We start from the raw sequence: 20,395 nt of genomic DNA, 5'->3' as shown, positions 1-20,395 counted from the left end.
TTCATTTCGGTGCACGCCGGCGCCGGTACTCTGGTGCGGTTGCCGCACGAGGTCACCAGGAGCGTCCATGCCGCAGTCCGTCCCGCACGCCGCCGACAGTCACGAGAGGATCCGCGTCCACGGGGCGCGTGAGAACAACCTCAAGAACGTCAGCATCGAACTGCCCAAGCGCCGCCTGACGGTGTTCACGGGCGTCTCCGGGTCCGGGAAGAGCTCGCTCGTCTTCGGGACCATCGCCGCGGAGTCCCAGCGGCTGATCAACGAGACCTACAGCGCCTTCGTGCAGGGCTTCATGCCCACCCTCGCCCGCCCCGACGTCGACGTCCTCGACGGCCTCACGACCGCGATCATCGTCGGCCAGGAGCGCATGGGCTCCGACCCGCGGTCCACGGTCGGCACCGCCACCGATGCCAACGCCATGCTGCGCATCCTGTTCAGCCGGCTCGGCGACCCCCACATCGGCTCCCCGCAGGCGTACTCCTTCAACGTCGCCTCCGTGAGCGGCGCGGGCGCCGTCAAGCACGACAAGGGCGGCCGTGAGGTCAAGGAGAAGGTCAGCTTCAGCATCACGGGCGGCATGTGCCCGCGGTGCGAGGGCCGGGGCAGCGTCAACGACATCGATCTCACCGCCCTCTACGACGACAGCAAGTCGCTCGACGACGGCCCGTTCACCATCCCCGGCTACAGCATGGAAGGGTGGCAGGGCCGCATCTACCGTGGCAGCGGCTTCTTCGACACCGCCAAGCCCATCGCGAAGTACACCAAGCGCGAACTGAACGACCTGCTCTACAAGGAACCGACCAAGATCAAGGTCGAGGGGATCAACCTCACCTACGAGGGCATCATCCCCAAGATCCAGAAGTCGTTCCTGTCCAAGGACGTCGACGCGATGCAGCCGCACATCCGTGCCTTCGTCGAGCGCGCGGTCGCCTTCAGTGTCTGCCCGGAGTGCGACGGCACCCGCCTGTCGGAACTCGCCCGGTCCTCGACGATCAACGGCACGTCCATCGCCGACTGCTGCGCCATGCAGATCAACGAGCTCGCGGAGTGGATCCACACCGTCGACGATCCGTCGGTGGCGCCGCTCGTCGAGAACCTCCAGCAGACCCTGGACTCCTTCGTCGAGATCGGCCTCGGCTACCTCTCGCTGGATCGCCCCGCCGGGACGCTCTCGGGCGGCGAGGCGCAGCGCACCAAGATGATCCGGCACCTCAACAGCTCCCTCACCGACATCACGTACGTCTTCGACGAGCCGACCATCGGCCTGCATCCGCACGACATCGCCCGCATGAACGACCTGCTCCTGCGTCTGCGCGACAAGGGCAACACCGTCCTCGTCGTCGAGCACAAGCCCGAGGCCATCGCGATCGCCGATCACGTCGTCGACCTCGGTCCCAGGGCCGGCACCGCCGGCGGCGAGATCGTCTTCGAGGGCACCGTCGACGGCCTTCGCGGCGCCGACACGCTGACCGGGCGGCACCTCGACGACCGGGCCCGCCTCAAGGACGCGGTGCGGGCCCCGTCGGGCGTGCTCGAGGTGCGCGGCGCGACCGAGCACAACCTGCAGGAGGTCGACGTCGACGTGCCGCTCGGCGTGCTCGTCGTGGTCACCGGCGTGGCCGGCTCGGGTAAGAGCTCGCTCATCCACGGTTCGATCAGCCCCCGTGAGGGCGTGGTCACCGTCGATCAGACGCCGATCAAGGGCAGCCGGCGCAGCAACCCCGCCACCTACACGGGCCTGCTGGACCACATCCGGAAGGCCTTCGCGAAGGCGAACGGCGTCAAGCCCGCCCTGTTCAGCGCCAACTCCGAGGGCGCCTGCCCCGCCTGCAACGGCGCGGGCGTGATCTACACCGACCTCGGCATCATGGCCGGCGTCTCCACCACCTGCGAGGAGTGCGAGGGCCGGCGGTTCCAAGCGGCGGTGCTCGAGTACCGCTTCGGCGGGAAGAACATCAGCGAGGTCCTGACGATGCCCGTGGCGGAGGCCGTGGAGTTCTTCGGCGCGGGCGAGGCGAAGATCCCCGCCGCGCACAAGATCCTCGGTCACCTCAACGACGTCGGCCTGGGCTACGTCGGGCTGGGCCAGCCGCTGACCACCCTGTCCGGCGGCGAGCGTCAGCGGCTCAAGCTCGCCACCCACATGGGCGACAAGGGTGGAGTCCTCGTCCTCGACGAGCCCACGACCGGCCTGCACCTGGCAGACGTCGAGCAGCTCCTCGCGCTGCTCGACCGCCTCGTCGACGGGGGCAAGTCGGTCATCGTCATCGAGCACCACCAGGCGGTGATGGCGCACGGCGACTGGATCATCGACATCGGTCCCGGTGCCGGGCACGACGGTGGCCGGGTCGTCTTCGAGGGGACGCCGGCGGATCTGGTGGCGGGACGATCGTCCCTGACCGGCGAGCATCTCGCCGCGTACGTCGGGGCCTGACGTCCCGGTCGAGGGTCCGCTGACAGCGAGTCCACAGCACGTTCGCATACGATCGCTGCGTGTCCACCATCGAGACTGCCGCACCGGCCACCGAGAACCGTCGTACCACCGGAATCCTGCTCCTCGTCACCGGTGTGCTGGGGCTGCTGGCCTCGGCGATGCTGACGATCGACAAGATCAAACTGCTCGAGGACCCGAACTTCGTGCCCGGGTGCAGCCTCGACCCGACGATCTCCTGCGGCTCCGTCATGCAGTCCTGGCAGGGCTCGGTCTTCGGCTTCCCCAACCCGCTGATCGGCATCGCGTCGTTCTCGGTGGTGATCGTCGCCGGCGTGCTCGCGCTCGGCGGCGTCGACCTCCCCCGCTGGTTCTGGACCGGGCTCGCGATCGGCGCCGCCGCCGGGATCGCGCTCGTCATCTTCCTGATCTACTCGAGCCTGTTCGTGATCCATGCGCTGTGCCTGTGGTGCATGCTCGTCTGGACGATCATGCCGATCGTGCTCGCGACCGCCGTCGCCGCCGCGCTCGGCCCGAAGGCGACGCAGCCCGTCAAGCAGGGGCTCGCCGCCGTCGTGCTGCTCTGGTACATCGTCGTGCTCGCCCTGATCGGCGTGCAGTTCTGGGACTACTGGAGCAGCAAATTCTAGGTCAGTGCCAGGTGTCCTCCAGCATGCGCGGCTTGCACGCCTGGTAGGCGCCGAGGCCGAGGATCACGAGGCAGCCGAACAGCATCATGAACGGCGCCGTCCAGCCGTGCGTCGCCTCGTGCAGCAGGCCGAATCCCAGCGGACCCGCGCACGCCGCGAGGTAGCCCACGCCCTGCATGAAGCCCGACAGCGATGCCGAGCCGGCGCCCGTGCGGGTGCGCAGATTCACCAGGGTCAGCGCCATGGGGAAGGTCGTCGGGCCGAGGCCCAGCGCGATCACCCACACCCAGGTCAGTGTCATCGGCGCGAACAGCAGGCCCAGGAAACCCACGACGAAGCAGCCGAGGAACACGGTCACCAGCGGGAACGGGTTCACCATCCGGGTGCAGAGGCTCGGGACGATCAGCGTCGCCACGAAGCCGACGCCCGAGAACAGCGCGACCATGTTGCCGCCGAGAGCGGCGCTGCCGCCGGAGTCCGACAGGATCGTCGGGATCCAGGTGAACATCGCGTACGTGTTGAGCGAGGTCATGCCGAACATCGCGGCCGCGCCCCAGGCCAGTGGGGAGCGCCAGATCCGGCCCGTCGGCTCCGACGGTGCCTCCCCCGTCACGTCCTCCACGTCGTGACCGCGCCGGGCCAGGACGATGCCGAGCCACGGCAGGAATGCGGCGATCGGGATGATCGCCCAGATCGCGAGCGAGACGCGCCAGCCGTAGGCGTCCGCGACCGGGACCGCCGCGAGCGCGGGCACCATGGTGCCCAGCTGGACGCAGGTCAGGTAGGCGGTGCTGAGCACAGCGACGTTATCCGAGAAGTAGCGTTTGACCAGCGGCGGCAGCACGACGTTGCCGACGCCCATGCCGATCAGAGCGAGGCACGAGAAGGCCAGCAGGCCGAGCGTGCCGCCCATCAGGGAGCGCACGCCGATGCCGATCGCCGTCGCGGCGACGGCCACGAGGGTGGTGCGCTCGAGGCCGATCCGGCTCGTCAGGAACGGCGTCACGATGCCGGCCGCGGCGAACATCGCGGTCGGCAGCATGCCGAAGACGCCGATGATCGTCGCGCCGAAGCGCAGGTCCTCGCTGATCTGCGTGAGCAACGGCGTCAGCGACGTCACGGCGGTACGCAGGGTGAGCGCGAACAGCACGATCGCGAGCAGTACGAGCAGCCGGCCCTGCTTCACGGATCGCACCATGGTCTGATCGGCCTCCTGCGGCTCGGTCGCGATGCTGGTCATTCGCCCTCCTTACGGTCGACACAAATCATAGGATGAATGGATGTATGACGGCAAGACGGTTTCCGTCCGGATAGGATGACTGTGATGCAACCGGTACGTAGGCAGACCTTGATAGCGCAGGTCACAGAACAGCTCCGCGGCGAGATCGCCAGCGGACGATGGCCCGTGGGCGGCCGCATCCCCACCGAGACCGAGCTCCGTGAGCTCACCGGCACCGCGCGTAACACCGTCCGCGAGGCGGTGCAGGCGCTCGTGCACGCCGGAATGCTGGAGCGTCGCCAGGGCTCGGGCACGTACGTGCTCTCCGCGTGCGCCACCTCCACACTGGGCGACTACTTCTCCGCCGCGCGCGACACCGACCTGCTCGAGCTGCGCGAGGCGCTCGAGGTGACCGCGGCCGGCCTCGCCGCCGAACGGCGCGATGACGACGACGTCGCCGAACTGCGCCGCCTGCTCGAGGAGCGGAACCGGCTCTGGGCGCCCGAGCAGGTCGAGTCCGGTGCCGAGCGGGAGGCCATCGCGGCGGATCTCGCGATGCACCGCGGCGTGGTCGCCGCCAGTCACAACACCATCTACCTCGAGTTCTACGACTCGCTGGTGCCGGTCCTGCAGGAGCACCTCCAGGAGTTCCCGGTCGGCTTCGCCACGTCATACGAATGCGCGCATATCGCCGTCATCGACGCCGTGGCCGCCGGCGATGCGCCCGCCGCCCGTGCCGCCGCACGCGAGCTCCTCGCCGAGGTCCGGCTCCGCGAACGCTGAGCAATACCCCTCTGGGGTATGATTCGGCCGTGCGGACGATGCGGAGCGGATGGACGGCGGCCACCACGGCCGTCCTCCTCGCGCTCGCCGTCCTCCTCATGCACCTGGGTATGCCGCCCATGGCGATGCCCTCCGCGGCGGCTGCGCACCACGGCGCGCCCCGGGACGTGAAGGGCGCCGACCGTACCGCGATGGACGCCGCCGACCACGGCACGGCGGTGCAGAAGCAGACCGTCGACGCCGTCCATGACCACGAGTCGCACGACTGCGCCGGCACGGTCGTCGTGCACAAGACCGTCGGTGCGCCCCCACTCGTCGCGGTCCTCCCCCTCGCCGACGGTGCGCCCGATGTCACCCCGGCGTCGCGGGCCGCCCTCGCCCGCGGGCCGCCGCCCTGGGCGGTGTTCGACCTCGCGCAACTCTGCGTCCTCCGAGTCTGATCGACGCCCGCGCGCGGCCCTGACGGCCGCGGCGCGCTGAGCCGACCCATCAGACCGATACACGATCCCGCAGAGGAACAACCATGTCCGTTTCACGTATCCGCATCGCCACCACGCTGTCCGCCGTCGCCGCCGGCGCCGTCCTGCTCGGCGCCTGCACCTCCGGCACGTCGTCGGAGACCGCGACCTCGAGCGTCGCCGCCACGAGTGCCGCAGACCACGCCGGCCACGGCATGGGCGCGTCGTCGGGCGCACCGTCGAGCACGGGAGTCGGCGCGCAGTTCAACGACGCCGACGTCGACTTCGCCACGATGATGTACCCGCACCACGCCCAGGCCGTGGAGATGGCCAAGCTCGTGGACGGCAAGGGCGCCCGGCCCGAGGTCGTCGAGCTCGCGAGTGAGATCCAGGGTGCCCAGCAGCCCGAGATGGACGCCTTCACGCGCCTGCTCGCGCAGTGGGGCAAGCCCGCCCCGAGCGCGACCATGGAGCACGCCATGGACGGCATGATGACGCCCGCGCAGATGGAGAAGCTCCGCACGCTGCGGGGCCCCGACTTCGACCGCGAGTGGCTCACGATGATGATCGCCCATCACAAGGGCGCCATCACCATGGCCGACACCGAGCTGGCGAAGGGCGTCAACCCGGAGAACCGGAAGATCGCCGAGCAGATCAAGAGCGGCCAGCAGGCCGAGATCACCCGCATGGAGAAGCTCCTGTAGTCCGTTCGGAGGAATCGCCCGGCCGGTCAGGACGAATCGGCCCTGTGTCGCGCTTGCGCAGGGCATGATCATCGGACCGACGCGTACCGCGTCGGTCGCTCAACGGTGCCTGACCGGCCGGCCCACCAGCCGGCGTCGGCAGTCGAATCCGCTGTGCCCCATCACTTCATTGCTTCAAGAAAGAGAGCAACGATGACAGCGAGGCATGCGCTCCGCAAGCCCCGGCCGATCGCACTCGCGGCCGCCGGAACAGGACTCGCGGGCGTGGTCGCCCTCACCGGTGGTGGCGCGGAATTCCTGGCCCAGGTGGCGGCGAAGACGATCATCGTCGTCGGCGGGGCCAGCGACCCGACCGGCAAGGATCAGTGGGCAAGGATCGGCGGTGATCACACCGGACCCGCGCCGGTCTTCGTGCAGTACCCCGCTGTTTTCGGTGTCGGCTTCCCCGGCCTCGCGCTCAGCAGCGACTTCAAGCACACGTACGCCCAGTCCAACGACATCGGCGCCGCGGCCACCGTCGACGCGATCGAGGCGGCGAAGCAGAACCCGGACGAGGAGGTCGTGGTCTACACGATCTCCCAGGGTGCCGATGTCGTCGGCCTCGCGGTACTGCGGTACGGCAAGGACCATCCGCGGCCGTCCGACGGGTCGGCGAAACTCACCTTCATCGAACAGGGCAGTCCGAGCTTCGTGCGTTCCGGCGCGTGGAACGTCATTCCCGCGGGCATCCCCGGCCTGCATTCGGGGCCCGTGCGCAACGACGGTGCGTCCGGGGCGAAGGTGGTCAGCATCTGTTTCAAGGGCGACATCGCGTGCGGGATGGGATTCAACCCGGTGTCGGTCGCGGTCTACATGATCCCCGGTTTCCTGATGCACGGCACCGTCTACACCGCGGAGAACATCGGCCGCTACTCCCCGCTCAGCGGCGAACCCTTCACTCCGGGATCCACACCCGAGAGCCCGGTCGACACCCGCTCCGAGACCCGCAACGGCTCCACCGTGACGGTCGAGACCTACGCGGACGGCACCGTCAAGCGGACGTGGACGGAGGACAATACGACCTGGGTCTCGATCGACAAGGGGGAGAATCCCTGGGGCTGGATGCTGCGCCGCAACGGATTCGCCGTGCCGAAGGAGTTCGACCAGATCCTCTCCACGCTGGTGCCCGTGCCGGAACCCGGCGACGGTGGACTGCTCCCGGACGTGCCGGCCCCGGCTCCGTCGCCGTCGACGGCCCGTCATCGTGACGACCGGCCGGACGCCATTCCCGTGGCGGATCTGTTCACCCAGGAAGACGACGCCGATCAGGATCAGCCCCAGGCGGATCCGCCCACCCAGGATCAGCCCGCCGACTCCCCCACTGACGCTCAGACCGACGCGCCCGCCGATCCCCCGGCCGGCGAGACCGAGGTCGCGCCGGAGCCGACGACCGCCGAGGAGCCCGCCGTCGAGGCAGCCGCTCAGGAGCTCGCCGCGGACGACTCGGAGGCCGGCCCGGTGGAGGCGGACGAGCCCGCGGCGGACGCGGCCTAGCCGTAGACCTCGTCGTACAGGGCGACGATCTCGGCGGCGTCGGGCACGCGCGGGTTGTTGCCGGGCGAGCCGGACGCCAGCGCCTGCTCCGCCATCAGCGGCGCGAGCTCGTCCCAGCGCGCCTTGTCGATGCCGTACGCCCGCGGCGTGGGTACAGCGAGGTCGGCGCACAGCTGCTCGATCGCGCCCACGAGGGCCTGGGCGAGTGCCTCGTCCGAGTCCCCGGACAGCCCGTACGCGCGGGCGCAGTCCGCGTAGCGCGACGGTGCCGCGCCGACCGAGAAGCGCATGACCGCGGGCAGGAGCATCGCGTTCGAGAGGCCGTGCGCGACGTGGAAGTGCGCGCCGATCGGGCGGCTCATGCCGTGCACCAGGGCGACCGAGCTGTTGGAGAAGGCGACGCCGGCCTGCGTGGCGGCGAGCATCATCGCCTCCCGGGCGGGCCGGTCGGCACCGTCGGCGTACACGGCCCGGATGTTCTCGGCGATCGTGGAGATGGCGGTGAGCGCGAAGCCGTCGGCGAACGGGTTCGCCCGGCGGCTGACGTACGCCTCGATCGCGTGGGTGAGGGCGTCCACGCCGGTGTCGGCGGTGAGGCGCGCCGGCATCGACAGTGTGAGTTCGTAGTCGACGACGGCCGCCACGGGCAGGAACGCGGGTCCCGGACAGAGCATCTTCTCGTCGGTCGCGCTGTCGGTGATGATGCTGAACTGCGTCGCCTCGCTGCCGCTGCCCGCCGTCGTCGGGATCGCGATCACCGGGAGCGCGGGGCCGACGGTGACGGTGGGCGCCTTGTAGTCCCGCATGCTGCCGCCGCCCGCGGCGAGCACCGCGAGGGCCTTCGCCGTGTCCAGGGGGCTGCCGCCGCCGAGGCCGATCACGCAGTCGGCGCCGTGCGCGCGGACCACGGCGAGGCCGGGGCCGAGCGAGTCCGTCGTCGGGTCGGGCACGGTGCCGTCGAAGACCGACACCTCGCAGCCGGCGCCGGTCAGCGCCGCCACCAGCCGCGCGACGGTGCCCTGCGCGGAGAGGAAGGCGTCGGTCACGACCACCGGCCGGGAGAACCCGAGGTCCGTGACCAGGCGACCGGAGTCGGCGAGTGCGCCGCCTCCGACCGCGAGCCGGCGGGGAAGTCCGATCTGGGCTGCAGTCATGCCTCGAACGTACCTAGACTCCTTCCCATGGCTGAGCAGATCGGTGAAGGCACACACGAATTCGAGCCGCACCACGCCGCGATCGGGGACCGTCTCAACTGGCTGCGGGCGGGGGTGCTCGGCGCGAACGACGGGCTGATCTCGACCGCGGGCATCGTCATCGGCGTCGCCGCGGCGACGGGCGAGTCGTCGGCGATCCTCACCGCCGGGATCGCGGGCCTCACCGCGGGTGCCGTGTCGATGGCGCTCGGCGAGTACGTCTCCGTGAGCACGCAGCGCGACACCGAGGTCGCGCTCATCGCCAAGGAGAAGGCCGAACTGAAGGAGATGCCCGACGACGAGTTCGCCGAGCTGGAGCAGATCTACCGCCAGAAGGGCCTCTCCCCCACGACGGCGCGCCTCGTCGCCGAGGAACTCACCGCGAAGGATCCGCTGCAGGCGCACCTCGACGCCGAACTCGGGATCGACGAGGAGAACCTGACGAGCCCGGTCGCGGCGGCGCTGTCGTCGGCGGTGTCCTTCAGCGTCGGCGCGTCGATCCCCATCCTCGCCTCGCTCATCGAGGCGCAGCGGATCCTCGCGATCGTCGTCGCCGTCCTCCTCGGCCTCGCGCTCACCGGGTACGTCTCAGCGCGGCTCGGCGACGCGGACGTCCGGCGCGCGACGGCCCGCGTCGTGATCGGCGGCCTCATCGCGATGGCCGTGACCTACGCCGTGGGTAAGCTCCTCGGCACCACCGGAATCGCCTGAGGAGGCCGCGAGTGATCGCACGGTTCGCAGACAAGACGCCCCGCATCGCCGAGACGGCGTGGGTGGCGGAGACCGCCACCGTCGTGGGCGACGTGGAGCTCGGGCCGGGCGTCGGGGTGTTCTACAGCGCCGTGGTGCGCGGCGACACGACGCCGATCGTCATCGGTGAGAACAGCAACGTCCAGGACGGGGTGGCGATGCACGCGGACCCCGGCTTCCCGCTGACGGTCGGCGAGCGGGTGTCCATCGGCCACAACGCGGTCGTGCACGGGTGCACCGTCGGCGACGACGTGCTGATCGGCATGGGCGCGGTCGTCCTCAACGGCGCGGTGATCGGCGCCGGCAGCCTGATCGCGGCGAACGCGCTCGTTCCTCAGGGCATGGAGGTCCCGCCCGGGTCGATGGTCGCGGGCGTGCCCGCCAAGGTGCGGCGCGAGCTGTCCGACGAGGAGCGCGCCGGGATCACGGCGAACGCCGCGGGCTATCAGTTCCTCACGCAGGCCCACGCGACGCAGACCGGCCCGGCGTAGGCCTCCGAGCCCGGGGCACATGGCCCAGGCTCCGGAGCCCATGCACTCAGAGCCCGGACCACACCATCGTCGCGCCGGAATGCCCGGCGGCGATCACGCCCCAGATGCACGCGGCCGCGGCCACCGTCGACACCACGCCCAGCACGACAGTCCCCGCACGGCCGGACAGCACCGCCGCCCCGGACGCGCGGGAGGCGACCGCCGGGCTCGATCCGGCCCACACCAGGACCGCCACGACGAGCAGCCCCAGCGACCACAGGAAGGTCGCGGTCCCCTGGGTGGAGTGGCCCGCGATCTGCTCGCGCATGCCCTCCATCGACGGACGCTGTTCGAGCTTCTCCCCCGACTCCTTCGCGAGGTAGCACGCCGCCGCGGCGACCAGCGCGAACACCGGTAGCCCGGCGCCCACTCGGGTGCGGGCCGCGGGCCACCACGCGGCGAGCACGAGCGCCAGCGCTGCCAGCGGCAACAGCACCACGGCGGCGTGGACCAACAGCGGATGACTCGGAATTCCCGCGATCTCGGTGAGCACGCATCAATGCTGGCAGAGTGGACCCTGTGATGCAGACAACTCAGCCAAGCTTCTGCCCCACGCGGCGCGCGGTGCTCGCGGCCCTTCCCGGTATCGCGATCCTGCCCGTCGCGGTGGCCTGTGGAACGACCTCGAAGACCGACGACTCCTCGTCGGGCTCCACTCCTACGAACGACAGCTCCGCCGGAGGCGCGGCGCCGGGCGGCGGCGCCCGGATCCCCGTCGCGCAGGTACCCGTCGGCAGCGCGGTGGTGATCGCGGGCGCGAAGCCCTACGTCGTCGCCCAGCCCACCGACGGGAAGTTCGTCGCCTTCGACGCGGCGTGCACCCATCAGGGCACGGTCGTGGCGGCGCAGGACGGCCTCTCCCTGCAGTGCCCGGCGCACGGGAGCAGGTTCAACGGGGGCACCGGCGCCGTCGAACAGGGCCCCGCGAAGACAGCGCTCGCCTCGGCTCCGGTGCGGCGCGACGGGGAGGAACTCATCGTCGGCTGACGACGGGTGATAGTCGTGGACCCGGAAGCTACCGCGTTGTAGCATGGCAGCAACGTTATTGAACTGGTCTCAGTAGGCAGCCACCGCCGGGACCGTCACCACTTCGACGAGGAGGCTCCCGTGGCCAATCCCGAGGCTATCTACAAGGACGTGCTCATCGTGGGCGCCGGGCTCGCCGGTATCGACACCGCCTACCGCGTCTCGAACGAGGTGCCGCACTTCAGCTACGCCGTGCTCGAGCAGCGCGCGGAGATGGGCGGCACCTGGGATCTGTTCAAGTACCCGGGCATCCGGTCCGACTCCGACATCTTCAGCCTGAGCTACCCGTTCCTGCCCTGGACGGGTACGAACCGCCTCGCCAGCGGGCCCGAGATCAAGGCCTACATCGAGCAGGCCGCCGCGAAGTTCGGCATCGACAAGAACATCAGCTTCAACACCAAGGTCGGCACCGTCGACTTCGATTCGCGCACCGACCTGTGGACGGTCACGGCCGAGCGCGACGGTGAGCAGGTCGTCTACCAGGCGCGGTTCCTGGTGGCCTGCACCGGCTACTACAACTACGAGGCCGGCTACGAGCCGCCCTTCCCCGGCGTCGACCAGTTCCAGGGCCAGATCGTGCATCCGCAGCACTGGCCCGAGGACCTGGACTACCAGGGCAAGAAGGTCGTGGTCATCGGCTCCGGCGCGACCGCCATCACCCTGATCCCGTCGATGGCCGACGACGTCGAGCACATCACCATGCTGCAGCGCTCCCCCACGTACGTGCTGCCCGTGCCGAACGCCGACCCGCTCACCAAGTTCGGTGCGAAGGTGCTGCCCGCGACGGTCTCGCACAACATCACGCGCAACGTCAACGCCGTCATCAACGTCGGCCAGTACGTGCTCGCGCGTTCCTTCCCGAAGACCTCGCGGAAGTTCCTGCGCAAGCTGAACCAGGCGATGCTGCCCGAGGGCTACGACGTGGACGTCCACTTCAAGCCCAAGTACGAGCCCTGGGACCAGCGCCTGTGCGTCGTCCCCAACGGCGACCTGTTCAAGACCATCAAGGACGGCAAGGCCGAGGTGGTCACCGACACCATCGACACCTTCACCGAGAAGGGGATCCGCCTGAGCTCGGGCCGCGAGCTCGAGGCCGACATCATCATCACCGCGACGGGTCTGCAGCTGCTCGCCTTCGGCGGCGTCGAGGTCAACGTCGACGGTGCCCCGATCAAGCCCAACGACAAGTTCGCCTACAACGGGTACATGCTTGAGGGCGTCCCGAACTTCGCGTTCATCATCGGTTACACCAACAACTCGTGGACGCTGCGCGCCGACATCTCGGCCCGCGGCATCGCCCGCCTGCTCAACCACATGGTGGTCAAGGGCTACACCCACGTGGAGCCGCAGGTCGGCGGCAAGGTGCTCACCGAGCACCCCGCGCTCGACCTGAGCTCCGGCTACGTGCAGCGCTCCCCCGACGCGATGCCCAAGGCGGCCACCGAGCAGCCGTGGATGATCCGGCACAACTTCGTGCTCGACTCGCTGGACTACCAGCGCTCGCGCGTCGACGCGCCCGAGCTGAAGTTCGGCACCGTCGCGGCGCCGTCGAAGGCCGGCGTCTGATCGCCTGATCCGGGAACGGAAGAACCCGCCCCCTCGAAGGAGGGGGCGGGTTCTTCTTTCGTCGTGCGCCGGGCTCAGGAACCCTGGACGTAGGTCCCGCCGACGGTGTTGCGCACCACGATCGGCGAGCCGATCGGGAAGTTGTCGTAGAAGTACTTGCCGTTGGCGGTGCTCACGTTGAGGCAGCCGTGGCTCACGTTGGAGACGCCCTGCTGGTTCACCGACCACGGGGCGGCGTGCACGAAGATGCCGCTCCAGGACATGCGCGTGGCGTACTCGACGTACGTGCGGTAGCCCTCCGGGGAGTCGACCGGGACGCCGTACGTGGACGAATCCATGTACATGTCGCGCTTCTTCTCCATGGTGTAGTACGTGCCGTTCGGCGTCGGGTGCTTGTTGGTGCCGAAGGACGTCGGCATCGTCTTGACGACCTCGCCGTTGTGCCAGACGGTGATCTGCTTGGTGTTGTCGTCCGCGAGCGCGACCCAGCCGGTCTTGGTGGCGACGGGAGGCTCGGGCGAGGAGACGACGGTCTCGCTCGTCTCGGTGGCGCCGCCCGGCGTCGACGGACCCGTCGGGCGGGGCGTGGTCGGACGCGACGGGGTCGTGGGCGCTGCGCCCGCGACGGCCGCGGAGGCCGTGGCCGCGACGATCGCCGCTGCCGCGCCCGCGCCGAGGCGCGCGAAGCCGCGGCGGTTGACGCCGGTGGGACCGAGGTTCCGGTCAGTCATCGTTGTTCCTCCTGCGGTATCAAGCTTTGCGCACGATTCTACGGGTCAAGGGCGTCAGGTGAAGAAATCCCTGAACCTGAGCTGAGGATCACACCGGTCCCGTTAAGCATCCAGTGGACCAGGAAACAGGGCCACCACCTGCCGGTTCGCCGCGCTAGGGCGTCCATCAGCGCGCCGAACCCGGCGGTGACGCCGATTGTCGGAAATACGGGGTCGTGAGCGCTCCGGGCGGCACCGACGTGCCACAGTCCGAACGCCAGCGGGCCCGCCACCGCACCGACCCGCCGCCCGTACGCCGCCTCCAGCGACGGGGTGAGAGCGCCGCGGAAGAGCAGTTCCTCCGGCAGCGCGGTGCCGAGCGGGATGTCCACGAGTACCCACTTCGCCCGGTTCGACGGTGCCTCCCGCCGCACCGGGCGCACGAGGGCCAGGCCGGCCGCCGTGAGCGCTCCCCCGGCGGCGACGCCGGCCGCGGTCGGCACGCGGGTGCGGGCGAGCGCGGCGTCGGCGGCGCAGAAGGCCAGCGTCGCCGCTGAGCGGGCGTCCCGGTGCCAGCCGAACCGATCCGCGAGCCGCGGCAGCACCGCGTTGGACCACGCCACCGCGGCCCCGGCCGCGAGCGCGGGGGCGCCGCGTCCGGCCCGGCGCCGGCGCGTCACTGCATCGCCACCCAGGAGCCCAGCGAGCGGTACAGCGTGGCGGAGAAGGGCAGGTCGCTCCCGTAGCGCGCCGGGTCGCGCGACGTGTCCTCCTGCAGCGCGTGGCTCACGCCCCGCAGCCGCACGTAGTTGGCGTGGGTGCCGGTCATGACGTCGGCCAGGTCCTGCGTGACGGAGCAGTCGACGGCGACGTCGGCGTCCGAGCAGGTGACGATGTTGTGCTTCTGCGGCGGGAGGGTCATCGCGGTGCGCAGCACGTCGGGCGTCCCGTCGGGCAGGCCCTGCAGCACGGGCTCGACGAGCGCCATCGGCAGAGCGGCGCGGCCGGTGCCGCCGGTGCCGAGCGCGAGCGCCTGGGCGGCCGCCGTGCCGTGGCCGACGGCGAGCAGCCGATCGTCGCCCAGGCCCGCGCGCTCGGCGAGCGCCGTCAGGCCCTTCCCTGCCCGGTCGAGCAGGGCCGCGTACCCCGGGCTGCCCGACGGTGCGCCGTCGAACCGGAGCGAGGCCACGCCGTGCTGCGCGAGCATCACCGACAGCTCGCGCGCGGCGACCTGTCCCGCGCGGTCCGGCCCGGCGAGGATCAGCGCGGCGCGCAGCCGCTGCGGGTTGCTCGGCGAGACGTACGTCGCCGCGCCGGCGTCGACGGGCACCTGCACCGTCGACTCGTTCCAGTTCGCCGGCAGAGCGGCCGGCGCGGGCGGCGCTGGCTCCTGCGAGATCACGGGGGTGGGCTTGTCCGATGCGCAGGACGCGACGGCGAGCAGCATCGCGAGGAGCACCGCGGCGATCCGCGTCCGGGCGTGGGTCATCGACTCCCTCTCGTGGTTCGGCGCGTGGTCTCAGCGCAGGCGTTCGGCGGCGCGCGCGGTCTCGACGAGCCGGTCCGCGAGCTCGGCGAGTTCGTCGTGGCCGGCGCCCTCGGCGATCGCGGTGCGCACGTCCTCCGCCGCGCAGCGCACCTCGAACATACGCTCCCCCACCGACTCGGCCTCGTCCGCGGTGAGCACGACCGAATCCGGCGGAAGGGAGGTCCCGGCGAGCGCGTTGCGGGCCTCGTACGCGCGCTGTCGGCACGACCGGCGGCAGTACTTGCGCGTGCGGCCGGGGCCCTCGGAGACCACCTCGCGTCCGCACCACGCACATGCGGCGGACCTGCGACGGCGAGCGGTGGTCATGGGCCGCAGTCTAGTGAACCGGGTAGACTGGGAATGTTCGGCGTAGGCGAGAGGTTGGGAGAAGCATGGCAGATCGAGTTCTACGGGGCAGCCGCCTGGGCGCGGTGAGCTATGAGACGGATCGGGACCACGACCTCGCTCCGCGCCGGGTGGCGCGGTACCGCACGGACAACGGTGAGGAGTTCGACGTCCCGTTCGCGGACGACGCCGAGATCCCCGGCACCTGGCTGTGCAAGAACGGGCTCGAGGGCACCCTGATCGACGGGGTCGCACCCGAGGAGAAGAAGGCGAAGCCGCCGCGCACGCACTGGGACATGCTCCTGGAGCGGCGGTCCGAGGGCGAGCTCGAAGAGCTCCTCAAGGAGCGGCTGGACCTGCTCAAGGCGCGGCGCGGTAAGTAGGCGCGAGGTTCGTCCGACGAACACGAAGGGCCCCGGAGTGATCCGGGGCCCTTCGGCGTTCCTGCGGTCCTACTTGCCGCGCAGCTTCTGCAGCTTGCGCTTGCGGGCCTGGAAGCCCCACTTCGGCACGAGGGTGGCCGCCTCCTTGAAGATGGAGCCGCTCATCTTGGAATCGCCGATCACGCGCTCGGTGAAGGTGATGGGCACCTCGACCACCGTGAACCCCGCTTGGACGGCGCGCCAGGTCAGGTCGATCTGGAAGCTGTAGCCGAGCGACTCCACCTCGTCGAGGCCGAGGCCCTCGAGGGTCTCGCGCCGGAAGGCCTTGTAACCGCCCGTGATGTCACGGATGCGGGTGCCGAGCATGATCTGGCTGTAGACGTTGCCGCCGCGCGAGATGAGCTGGCGCGACAGCGGCCAGTTCACCGTCTTGCCGCCGAAGACGTAGCGCGAACCGATCACCAGGTCGGCGCCCGCGTCGATCGCTGCGAGGTGGCGCTCCAGCTGCTCCGGGGCGTGCGAGCCGTCGGCGTCCATCTCCACGACCACGCGGTAGTCGCGCTCGAGGGCCCACTTGAAGCCCGCGATGTAGGCGCCGCCGAGGCCGTTCTTCTCGGCCCGGTGGAGCACGTGGATCCGCGGATCCTCGGCGGCCATCGTGTCGGCGAGGTCGCCGGTGCCGTCGGGGCTGTTGTCGTCGACCACGAGCACGTCGACATCGGGCTGCGCGGTGTGCAGCCGGCCCACGATGAGCGGCAGGTTCTCCAGCTCGTTGTACGTGGGGATGATCACCAGCGTCTTCGACGACGGCGCTGACGTCTCACTCATGCAGGTTCCTCGGTCCGTGGGCGGGGCTGAAACAGACCTCCATCGTGCCTTATCGCGATCGCGATTCCGCAGAGGGTGGCCACGAGCAGTGCGACCTCGCCCCAATCCCCCAGGCGCGCCGCCGGGGTGAGGCCGTCGCGGAGCCGGATCGTCTCGACGAGGTGGTCGTTGGTCCAGATGCTCGTCTGCCGCGTCACCTCGCCGTCGGGGCGCACCAGGGCGCTCACACCGGTGGTGGCCGCGACGACGACGTCGCGGTCGAGCTCGACGGCCCGCACGCGGGACATGCCGAGCTGCTGGTAGGTCATCCCGGTCCGGCCGAAGGTCGCGTTGTTCGTGGGGACGGTGAGCACCTGGGCCCCGTTCTCGACGGACCCGCGGAGCGCCCGGTCGAAGGCGACCTCGTAGCAGGTCGCCACGCCCAGCGGAACGCCGTTCGGGTGCACGACGCCGGGCCCGGTCCCGGGCGTGAAGTCGTTCGCCAGGTCGACGTAGTCGCTGAACAGGCGGAAGAAGTCGCGCATCGGCATGGTCTCGCCGAAGGGCTGCAGGATGGCCTTGTCGTGCCGCTCCAGGGGCCCGTTCGCGTCGATGAGGATCATGCTGTTGTAGTAGCGGCCCGTGCCGTCGTAGTGCACCGTGCCGACCAGGATCGGCGCGCCCACGTCGGCGGCCGCGGCCCGGATCCGCGCCGCGACGTCCGGGTCGCGCTCGGGCGAGACGTCCGAGGAGTTCTCCGGCCAGATCACGACGTCGGGCTGCTTCTGTCGGCCCTCCCGCACCTCCGTCGCGAGCCGGTGCGTCTCGCTCAGGTGGTTGCTGAGCACGGCCTCCCGCTGCGTCGCGACGTCCCAGCGCTGCTCCGGCACGTTCCCCTGGATCGCGGCAATGGTCACCTCGCGCCCCGACGACGGTGCCCCCACGGCCGGCCAGGCCGCGGCCGCTCCGATCGCCGCGAGGGCCGCCGCGGCCGCGGGCAGCAGGTACGCACGACGGTCCGCCCGACGGTACGCCGAGACTCCCGCGGCGGCGAGACTCGCGCCGAGCAGGGCGACGACGAAGGACAGGCCGGGCGCCCCGACGTACCGGGCCAGGGCCAGCAGCGGACCGTCGGCCTGGCTGAAGGCGAGCCTCCCCCACGGGAAGCCGCCGAACGGGAAGGAGGCGCGCGCCCATTCCGTGACGGCGAACGCCGCCGCGACCCACACGGGGCCGCCGGGGGCACGGGCGACGCGCGTCGCGATCAGGCCGAACGCGCCGTAGTAGAGGGCGCAGGTGATGCCCAGGCCGATCCACGGGAGGGCGCCGACCATGGAGTCGATCCACTTGAGCAGGGGGATGAACAGGCCGAGCCCGGCGAGGAGGCCGTATCCGAAGCCGCCGCGCAGCGTCGGGCGTTCGCGGGTGGCGAGGACGGCGACCAGCGCCGCGACCCCGATCGGCGCGAGCCACCACAGGCCCGCCGGCGGGAAGGCGAAGAACAGCGCGACGCCGGCGAGCAGCGCGGCTCCCCCGCGGACCAGGAGCGTCACGCCGCGAACACCGTCCGGCCGTCGACCACGGTGCGCAGGCACCGCGGCAGGCGCGCGCCGGGCGCGAGGTCGGGCAGGGGCGCGACGCCCGCGCGGGGGTCGGTCGACCAGCGCTGCACGGCGTCCGACGGGGCCCGGACCACCAGCTCGTCGGCGTCCCAGACCGCGAAGGTCGCGGGCGCGCCGGGGACCAGTGTCCCGGCGACGCCGTCGCGGACTCCCCCGGCCCGCCACGCGCCACGGGTCGCGGCGGCGAAGGCGGCGCGCGGCGAGATCGCGCTGCCGGGCGTGTGGTGCTGGACCGCGGCGCGCAGTGTGGCCCACGGGTCGAGCGGGGTGACGGGCGAGTCCGACGAGAAGGCCAGCGGCACGGCGTTCTTCGCGAGCAGGGCGAAGTCGTTGAGGGCCGCGGCGCGCTCCGGGCCGAGGCGGCGGGCGTACATGCCGTCCGGTCCGCCCCACAGCGCGTCGAACTGCGGCTGCATCGAGGCGTTCACGCCCCAGTCGCCGAGCTTCGCGGCCTCGTCCGGCGTGACCATTTCCGCGTGTTCGACGCGGTGCCCGCAGGAGGCGACCCGGGGACCGCCGAAGGCGTCGACGGCCGCCGCGAAGGCCGCGACCACTCGCGCGACCGCGGCATCGCCGATGGCGTGGAAGCCGGCCTGGATCCGGGCCCGGGTGCACGCCAGGACGTGCGCGGTCACGGTCTCCTGGTCGAGGTACGCGACTCCGTTCGACGGTGCGTCCGCGTACGGCGCGCGCAGCAGCGCGGTGCGGCTGCCGAGCGAGCCGTCCACGAAGAGGTCGCCGGCCAGGCCGTCGGCCCCGGTGCGGTAGATGAGCGCGCGGGCGTGGTCGGCGTCGCGGGCCGCCTCGCCCCAGTAGCGGCGCACGCGCACCCCGTGGTCGAGGGCACCGAGCAGGGTGAAGTCGCGCTCGCCCGCGATGTCGGGCCCGCCACACTCGTGGACGGCGGCGATGCCCGCGGCCGCTGCCGCGTCGAGGGCGGCGGTCTGCGCGGTGGTGATCTGCGCGTTGCTGAGCGCCGCGAGGGCGGCGGCGCGGACGGCGTGGTGGGCGGCTGCGGTGAGCGGACCGTCGGGCGAGAAGCCGGCGAGCCCCTCCAGACCGGGGACGAGGGCGCGCAGTGCGGTGCTGGCCTGCGCGGAGTGCTCGTCGACCCGGGCCGCGTAGACGACGCGGTTCTCGTCGAGATCGGTGCGCCGGAGCGGGCCCTCCCACGTGGTGTCGTCCCAGCCGCGGGCGATCACGGTCTCGCCGGGGGTGGCGGCGAGCGCGGCCCGCACCGCCTCCGGACCGCCGGACAGGTCCGGCCCGGTCAGCGCGAGCCCCGTGGCGGTCAGGTGGACGTGGGTGTCGACGAAGGCGGGGGCGACGAACGCCCCGTCGAGGTCGGTGACCCGCGCGTCCGGGTGCAGTGCCCGCGCGGCGCGGTCCTCCCCGATCCAGCTGATCACCCCGTTCTCGACGGCGATCGCGGTGGCGGTGGTGGACGTGGGCGTGTAGATCCGCCCGCCGAGGAGCAGTTCGGTGGTCACGGAGGTCCAGTCTGCCAAACAGGACTTTCGGTTCGACGGTGCGCACATCTTTCGAAGCGTTCTGCGTCGGTTCGCGCCGACTGAGTCGCAGAACGCCTCGAGAGATGTAGCGCCGGTGACCGACGACCAGCCTGCCGACTACTGCGCGGGCGGCAACTCGCGGTATCCCGGGCGCGGGCCCGGGCCGCCGAAGTCGACCACGGGCTCAGCGGGGGTGCGCTGGTCGGCGACGACGTCACCGTCGACGACCGTGCCGAAGCCGCGCGGCTGCCCGGCGAGGACGGTGACCAGGCCGGACTCCTCCACGAAGGACGCCACGCGCTTGGCGCCGACGTAGGCGACCGCGGGACGGACCACGGCGCGGACCGGCTTGACCAGCAGGAGCAGGCCGAGCGCGGTACTCACCACGCCGGGCACGGCGAGCAGGAAGACGGCCGCCGCGAGGATCGCGGTGTCCATCAGCGCGGGGCCCGCGGACCGCTGCCCGTCGAGCGCCTGCCCGAGGTCGCGCAGCACGCCCGCGGCGGTGCGCCGCAGCATGAGCACGCCGAGGACGGTGGCGCCGATCATGGCGAGCACCGCCCAGCCGAAGCCGAGCCAGGACACCAGCCCGGCGAACGCCGCGATCTCCACGACGATGTAGGTCAGGAACGCGAAGAGCTTCATA

22 protein-coding genes are annotated in these 20,395 nt (G+C 71.1%); 11 read left to right on the top strand and 11 right to left on the bottom strand.

The genetic code is table 11. From position 1 onward, the window contains the following. Positions 1-67 precede the first annotated feature (67 nt). Complete coding sequence (locus BLW32_RS13225; RefSeq protein WP_068741883.1) at positions 68-2,434, top strand: ATP-binding cassette domain-containing protein; 2,367 nt, start codon at positions 68-70, stop codon at positions 2,432-2,434. Positions 2,435-2,493: 59 nt separating this feature from the next. Then, the gene (locus BLW32_RS13220) at positions 2,494-3,081 is read left to right on the top strand and encodes a vitamin K epoxide reductase family protein (protein ID WP_068741884.1); all 588 of its coding nucleotides are present in this window, start codon (positions 2,494-2,496) and stop codon (positions 3,079-3,081) included. A gap of 1 nt (position 3,082) precedes the next feature. Here BLW32_RS13220 and BLW32_RS13215 read toward each other — a convergent pair whose 3' ends face one another. Next, entirely contained in the window at positions 3,083-4,321 is a 1,239-nt protein-coding gene (locus BLW32_RS13215) for a CynX/NimT family MFS transporter (RefSeq protein WP_068741885.1), read from the bottom strand. An 84-nt stretch (positions 4,322-4,405) separates the two neighbouring features. On the opposite strand from BLW32_RS13215, the gene BLW32_RS13210 reads away from it, so the two are divergent. The 4 genes from BLW32_RS13210 (at position 4,406) to BLW32_RS13195 (ending at position 7,778) form a co-directional block, all read left to right on the top strand. Then, the gene (locus BLW32_RS13210; protein WP_068525917.1) at positions 4,406-5,083 is read left to right on the top strand and encodes a FadR/GntR family transcriptional regulator; all 678 of its coding nucleotides are present in this window, start codon (positions 4,406-4,408) and stop codon (positions 5,081-5,083) included. Between the two features lie 29 nt (positions 5,084-5,112). Continuing rightward, a complete protein-coding gene (locus BLW32_RS13205; RefSeq protein ID WP_068741886.1) occupies positions 5,113-5,523 on the top strand; it encodes a DUF6153 family protein in 411 nt (136 codons plus the stop codon). 83 nt (positions 5,524-5,606) lie between these two features. After that, positions 5,607-6,245, top strand: a complete 639-nt coding sequence (locus BLW32_RS13200) for a DUF305 domain-containing protein (RefSeq protein WP_074850562.1) — start codon at positions 5,607-5,609, stop codon at positions 6,243-6,245. Between the two features lie 192 nt (positions 6,246-6,437). Next, positions 6,438-7,778 (top strand): PE-PPE domain-containing protein, encoded by a 1,341-nt coding sequence (locus tag BLW32_RS13195; RefSeq protein WP_082791425.1) that lies wholly within the window; start codon positions 6,438-6,440, stop codon positions 7,776-7,778. Here the strand turns inward: BLW32_RS13195 and BLW32_RS13190 are convergent. Next, the gene (locus BLW32_RS13190) at positions 7,775-8,932 is read right to left on the bottom strand and encodes an iron-containing alcohol dehydrogenase (RefSeq protein WP_068525682.1); all 1,158 of its coding nucleotides are present in this window, start codon (positions 8,930-8,932) and stop codon (positions 7,775-7,777) included. The two genes, BLW32_RS13195 and BLW32_RS13190, sit on opposite strands and share 4 nt — an antisense overlap. A 27-nt stretch (positions 8,933-8,959) precedes the next feature. Here BLW32_RS13190 and BLW32_RS13185 point away from each other — a divergent pair, with 27 nt between their 5' ends. After that, positions 8,960-9,682 carry a VIT1/CCC1 transporter family protein gene (locus BLW32_RS13185; protein WP_068525681.1) on the top strand — a complete coding sequence of 241 codons (723 nt, stop codon included), beginning with the start codon at positions 8,960-8,962 and terminating at the stop codon, positions 9,680-9,682. A gap of 11 nt (positions 9,683-9,693) precedes the next feature. After that, positions 9,694-10,212 carry a gamma carbonic anhydrase family protein gene (locus tag BLW32_RS13180; protein WP_082791426.1) on the top strand — a complete coding sequence of 173 codons (519 nt, stop codon included), beginning with the start codon at positions 9,694-9,696 and terminating at the stop codon, positions 10,210-10,212. Between the two features lie 46 nt (positions 10,213-10,258). On the opposite strand, the gene BLW32_RS13175 is transcribed toward BLW32_RS13180, so the two are convergent. Then, on the bottom strand, positions 10,259-10,744 hold the full coding sequence (locus BLW32_RS13175; protein ID WP_068525679.1) for a DUF2231 domain-containing protein: 486 nt from the start codon (positions 10,742-10,744) through the stop codon (positions 10,259-10,261). 29 nt (positions 10,745-10,773) lie between these two features. On the opposite strand from BLW32_RS13175, the gene BLW32_RS13170 reads away from it, so the two are divergent. Together BLW32_RS13170 and BLW32_RS13165 are read left to right on the top strand one after the other, a co-directional pair. Beyond that, positions 10,774-11,238: a Rieske (2Fe-2S) protein gene (locus BLW32_RS13170; RefSeq protein WP_074850560.1), complete on the top strand. Its 465-nt coding sequence runs from the start codon at positions 10,774-10,776 to the stop codon at positions 11,236-11,238. A gap of 120 nt (positions 11,239-11,358) precedes the next feature. Beyond that, the gene (locus BLW32_RS13165; RefSeq protein ID WP_068525677.1) at positions 11,359-12,843 is read left to right on the top strand and encodes a flavin-containing monooxygenase; all 1,485 of its coding nucleotides are present in this window, start codon (positions 11,359-11,361) and stop codon (positions 12,841-12,843) included. Positions 12,844-12,917: 74 nt separating this feature from the next. On the opposite strand, the gene BLW32_RS13160 is transcribed toward BLW32_RS13165, so the two are convergent. The 4 genes from BLW32_RS13160 to BLW32_RS13145 are packed head-to-tail and all read right to left on the bottom strand — an operon-like array spanning position 12,918 to position 15,408. Beyond that, positions 12,918-13,574 (bottom strand): L,D-transpeptidase, encoded by a 657-nt coding sequence (locus BLW32_RS13160; RefSeq protein ID WP_068525676.1) that lies wholly within the window; start codon positions 13,572-13,574, stop codon positions 12,918-12,920. A gap of 38 nt (positions 13,575-13,612) precedes the next feature. After that, complete coding sequence (locus BLW32_RS27530; RefSeq protein ID WP_068741889.1) at positions 13,613-14,233, bottom strand: CPBP family intramembrane glutamic endopeptidase; 621 nt, start codon at positions 14,231-14,233, stop codon at positions 13,613-13,615. Then, complete coding sequence (locus BLW32_RS27525; protein WP_068626719.1) at positions 14,230-15,042, bottom strand: alpha/beta hydrolase; 813 nt, start codon at positions 15,040-15,042, stop codon at positions 14,230-14,232. Before BLW32_RS27525 ends, BLW32_RS27530 begins: the two co-directional genes overlap by 4 nt. 30 nt (positions 15,043-15,072) lie before the next feature. Next, on the bottom strand, positions 15,073-15,408 hold the full coding sequence (locus BLW32_RS13145) for a hypothetical protein (protein WP_068741890.1): 336 nt from the start codon (positions 15,406-15,408) through the stop codon (positions 15,073-15,075). A gap of 65 nt (positions 15,409-15,473) precedes the next feature. Here BLW32_RS13145 and BLW32_RS13140 point away from each other — a divergent pair, with 65 nt between their 5' ends. After that, on the top strand, positions 15,474-15,809 hold the full coding sequence (locus BLW32_RS13140; RefSeq protein ID WP_068525672.1) for an RNA polymerase-binding protein RbpA: 336 nt from the start codon (positions 15,474-15,476) through the stop codon (positions 15,807-15,809). Positions 15,810-15,878: 69 nt separating this feature from the next. On the opposite strand, the gene BLW32_RS13135 is transcribed toward BLW32_RS13140, so the two are convergent. The 4 genes from BLW32_RS13135 to BLW32_RS13120 all read right to left on the bottom strand — a co-directional run bounded on the left by BLW32_RS13135 (position 15,879) and on the right by BLW32_RS13120 (position 20,394). Beyond that, entirely contained in the window at positions 15,879-16,637 is a 759-nt protein-coding gene (locus BLW32_RS13135) for a polyprenol monophosphomannose synthase (protein WP_068525671.1), read from the bottom strand. Next, positions 16,634-18,169: an apolipoprotein N-acyltransferase gene (gene lnt / locus BLW32_RS13130; protein ID WP_068741891.1), complete on the bottom strand. Its 1,536-nt coding sequence runs from the start codon at positions 18,167-18,169 to the stop codon at positions 16,634-16,636. Before lnt ends, BLW32_RS13135 begins: the two co-directional genes overlap by 4 nt. Continuing rightward, a complete protein-coding gene (locus BLW32_RS13125) occupies positions 18,166-19,776 on the bottom strand; it encodes an amidohydrolase (protein WP_068741892.1) in 1,611 nt (536 codons plus the stop codon). The genes lnt and BLW32_RS13125 overlap by 4 nt, the downstream gene beginning before the upstream one ends. Positions 19,777-19,866: 90 nt before the next feature. Next, positions 19,867-20,394, bottom strand: a complete 528-nt coding sequence (locus tag BLW32_RS13120; protein ID WP_068741893.1) for an FxsA family protein — start codon at positions 20,392-20,394, stop codon at positions 19,867-19,869. Position 20,395 lies beyond the last annotated feature (1 nt).

It is taken from the genome of Tsukamurella tyrosinosolvens (genome assembly GCF_900104775.1).
In the GTDB taxonomy this organism is placed as follows: Bacteria; Actinomycetota; Actinomycetes; order Mycobacteriales; family Mycobacteriaceae; genus Tsukamurella; species Tsukamurella tyrosinosolvens.
Note: the sequence above shows the minus strand (reverse complement) of the source record. Positions and strands in the feature narration are given on the sequence as shown.

Excerpts from the sequence above, each read along its gene's own strand:
- BLW32_RS13225 (WP_068741883.1), top strand. The coding sequence starts at position 68 with ATGCCGCAGTCCGTCCCGCACGCCGCCGACAGTCACGAGAGGATCCGC.
- BLW32_RS13215 (WP_068741885.1), bottom strand. The coding sequence starts at position 4,321 with ATGACCAGCATCGCGACCGAGCCGCAGGAGGCCGATCAGACCATGGTG.
- BLW32_RS13210 (WP_068525917.1), top strand. The coding sequence starts at position 4,406 with ATGCAACCGGTACGTAGGCAGACCTTGATAGCGCAGGTCACAGAACAG.
- BLW32_RS13200 (WP_074850562.1), top strand. The coding sequence starts at position 5,607 with ATGTCCGTTTCACGTATCCGCATCGCCACCACGCTGTCCGCCGTCGCC.
- BLW32_RS13195 (WP_082791425.1), top strand. The coding sequence starts at position 6,438 with ATGACAGCGAGGCATGCGCTCCGCAAGCCCCGGCCGATCGCACTCGCG.
- BLW32_RS13190 (WP_068525682.1), bottom strand. The coding sequence starts at position 8,932 with ATGACTGCAGCCCAGATCGGACTTCCCCGCCGGCTCGCGGTCGGAGGC.
- BLW32_RS13185 (WP_068525681.1), top strand. The coding sequence starts at position 8,960 with ATGGCTGAGCAGATCGGTGAAGGCACACACGAATTCGAGCCGCACCAC.
- BLW32_RS13170 (WP_074850560.1), top strand. The coding sequence starts at position 10,774 with ATGCAGACAACTCAGCCAAGCTTCTGCCCCACGCGGCGCGCGGTGCTC.
- BLW32_RS13160 (WP_068525676.1), bottom strand. The coding sequence starts at position 13,574 with ATGACTGACCGGAACCTCGGTCCCACCGGCGTCAACCGCCGCGGCTTC.
- BLW32_RS27525 (WP_068626719.1), bottom strand. The coding sequence starts at position 15,042 with ATGACCCACGCCCGGACGCGGATCGCCGCGGTGCTCCTCGCGATGCTG.
- BLW32_RS13145 (WP_068741890.1), bottom strand. The coding sequence starts at position 15,408 with ATGACCACCGCTCGCCGTCGCAGGTCCGCCGCATGTGCGTGGTGCGGA.
- BLW32_RS13140 (WP_068525672.1), top strand. The coding sequence starts at position 15,474 with ATGGCAGATCGAGTTCTACGGGGCAGCCGCCTGGGCGCGGTGAGCTAT.
- BLW32_RS13135 (WP_068525671.1), bottom strand. The coding sequence starts at position 16,637 with ATGAGTGAGACGTCAGCGCCGTCGTCGAAGACGCTGGTGATCATCCCC.
- BLW32_RS13125 (WP_068741892.1), bottom strand. The coding sequence starts at position 19,776 with ATGTGCGCACCGTCGAACCGAAAGTCCTGTTTGGCAGACTGGACCTCC.
- BLW32_RS13120 (WP_068741893.1), bottom strand. The coding sequence starts at position 20,394 with ATGAAGCTCTTCGCGTTCCTGACCTACATCGTCGTGGAGATCGCGGCG.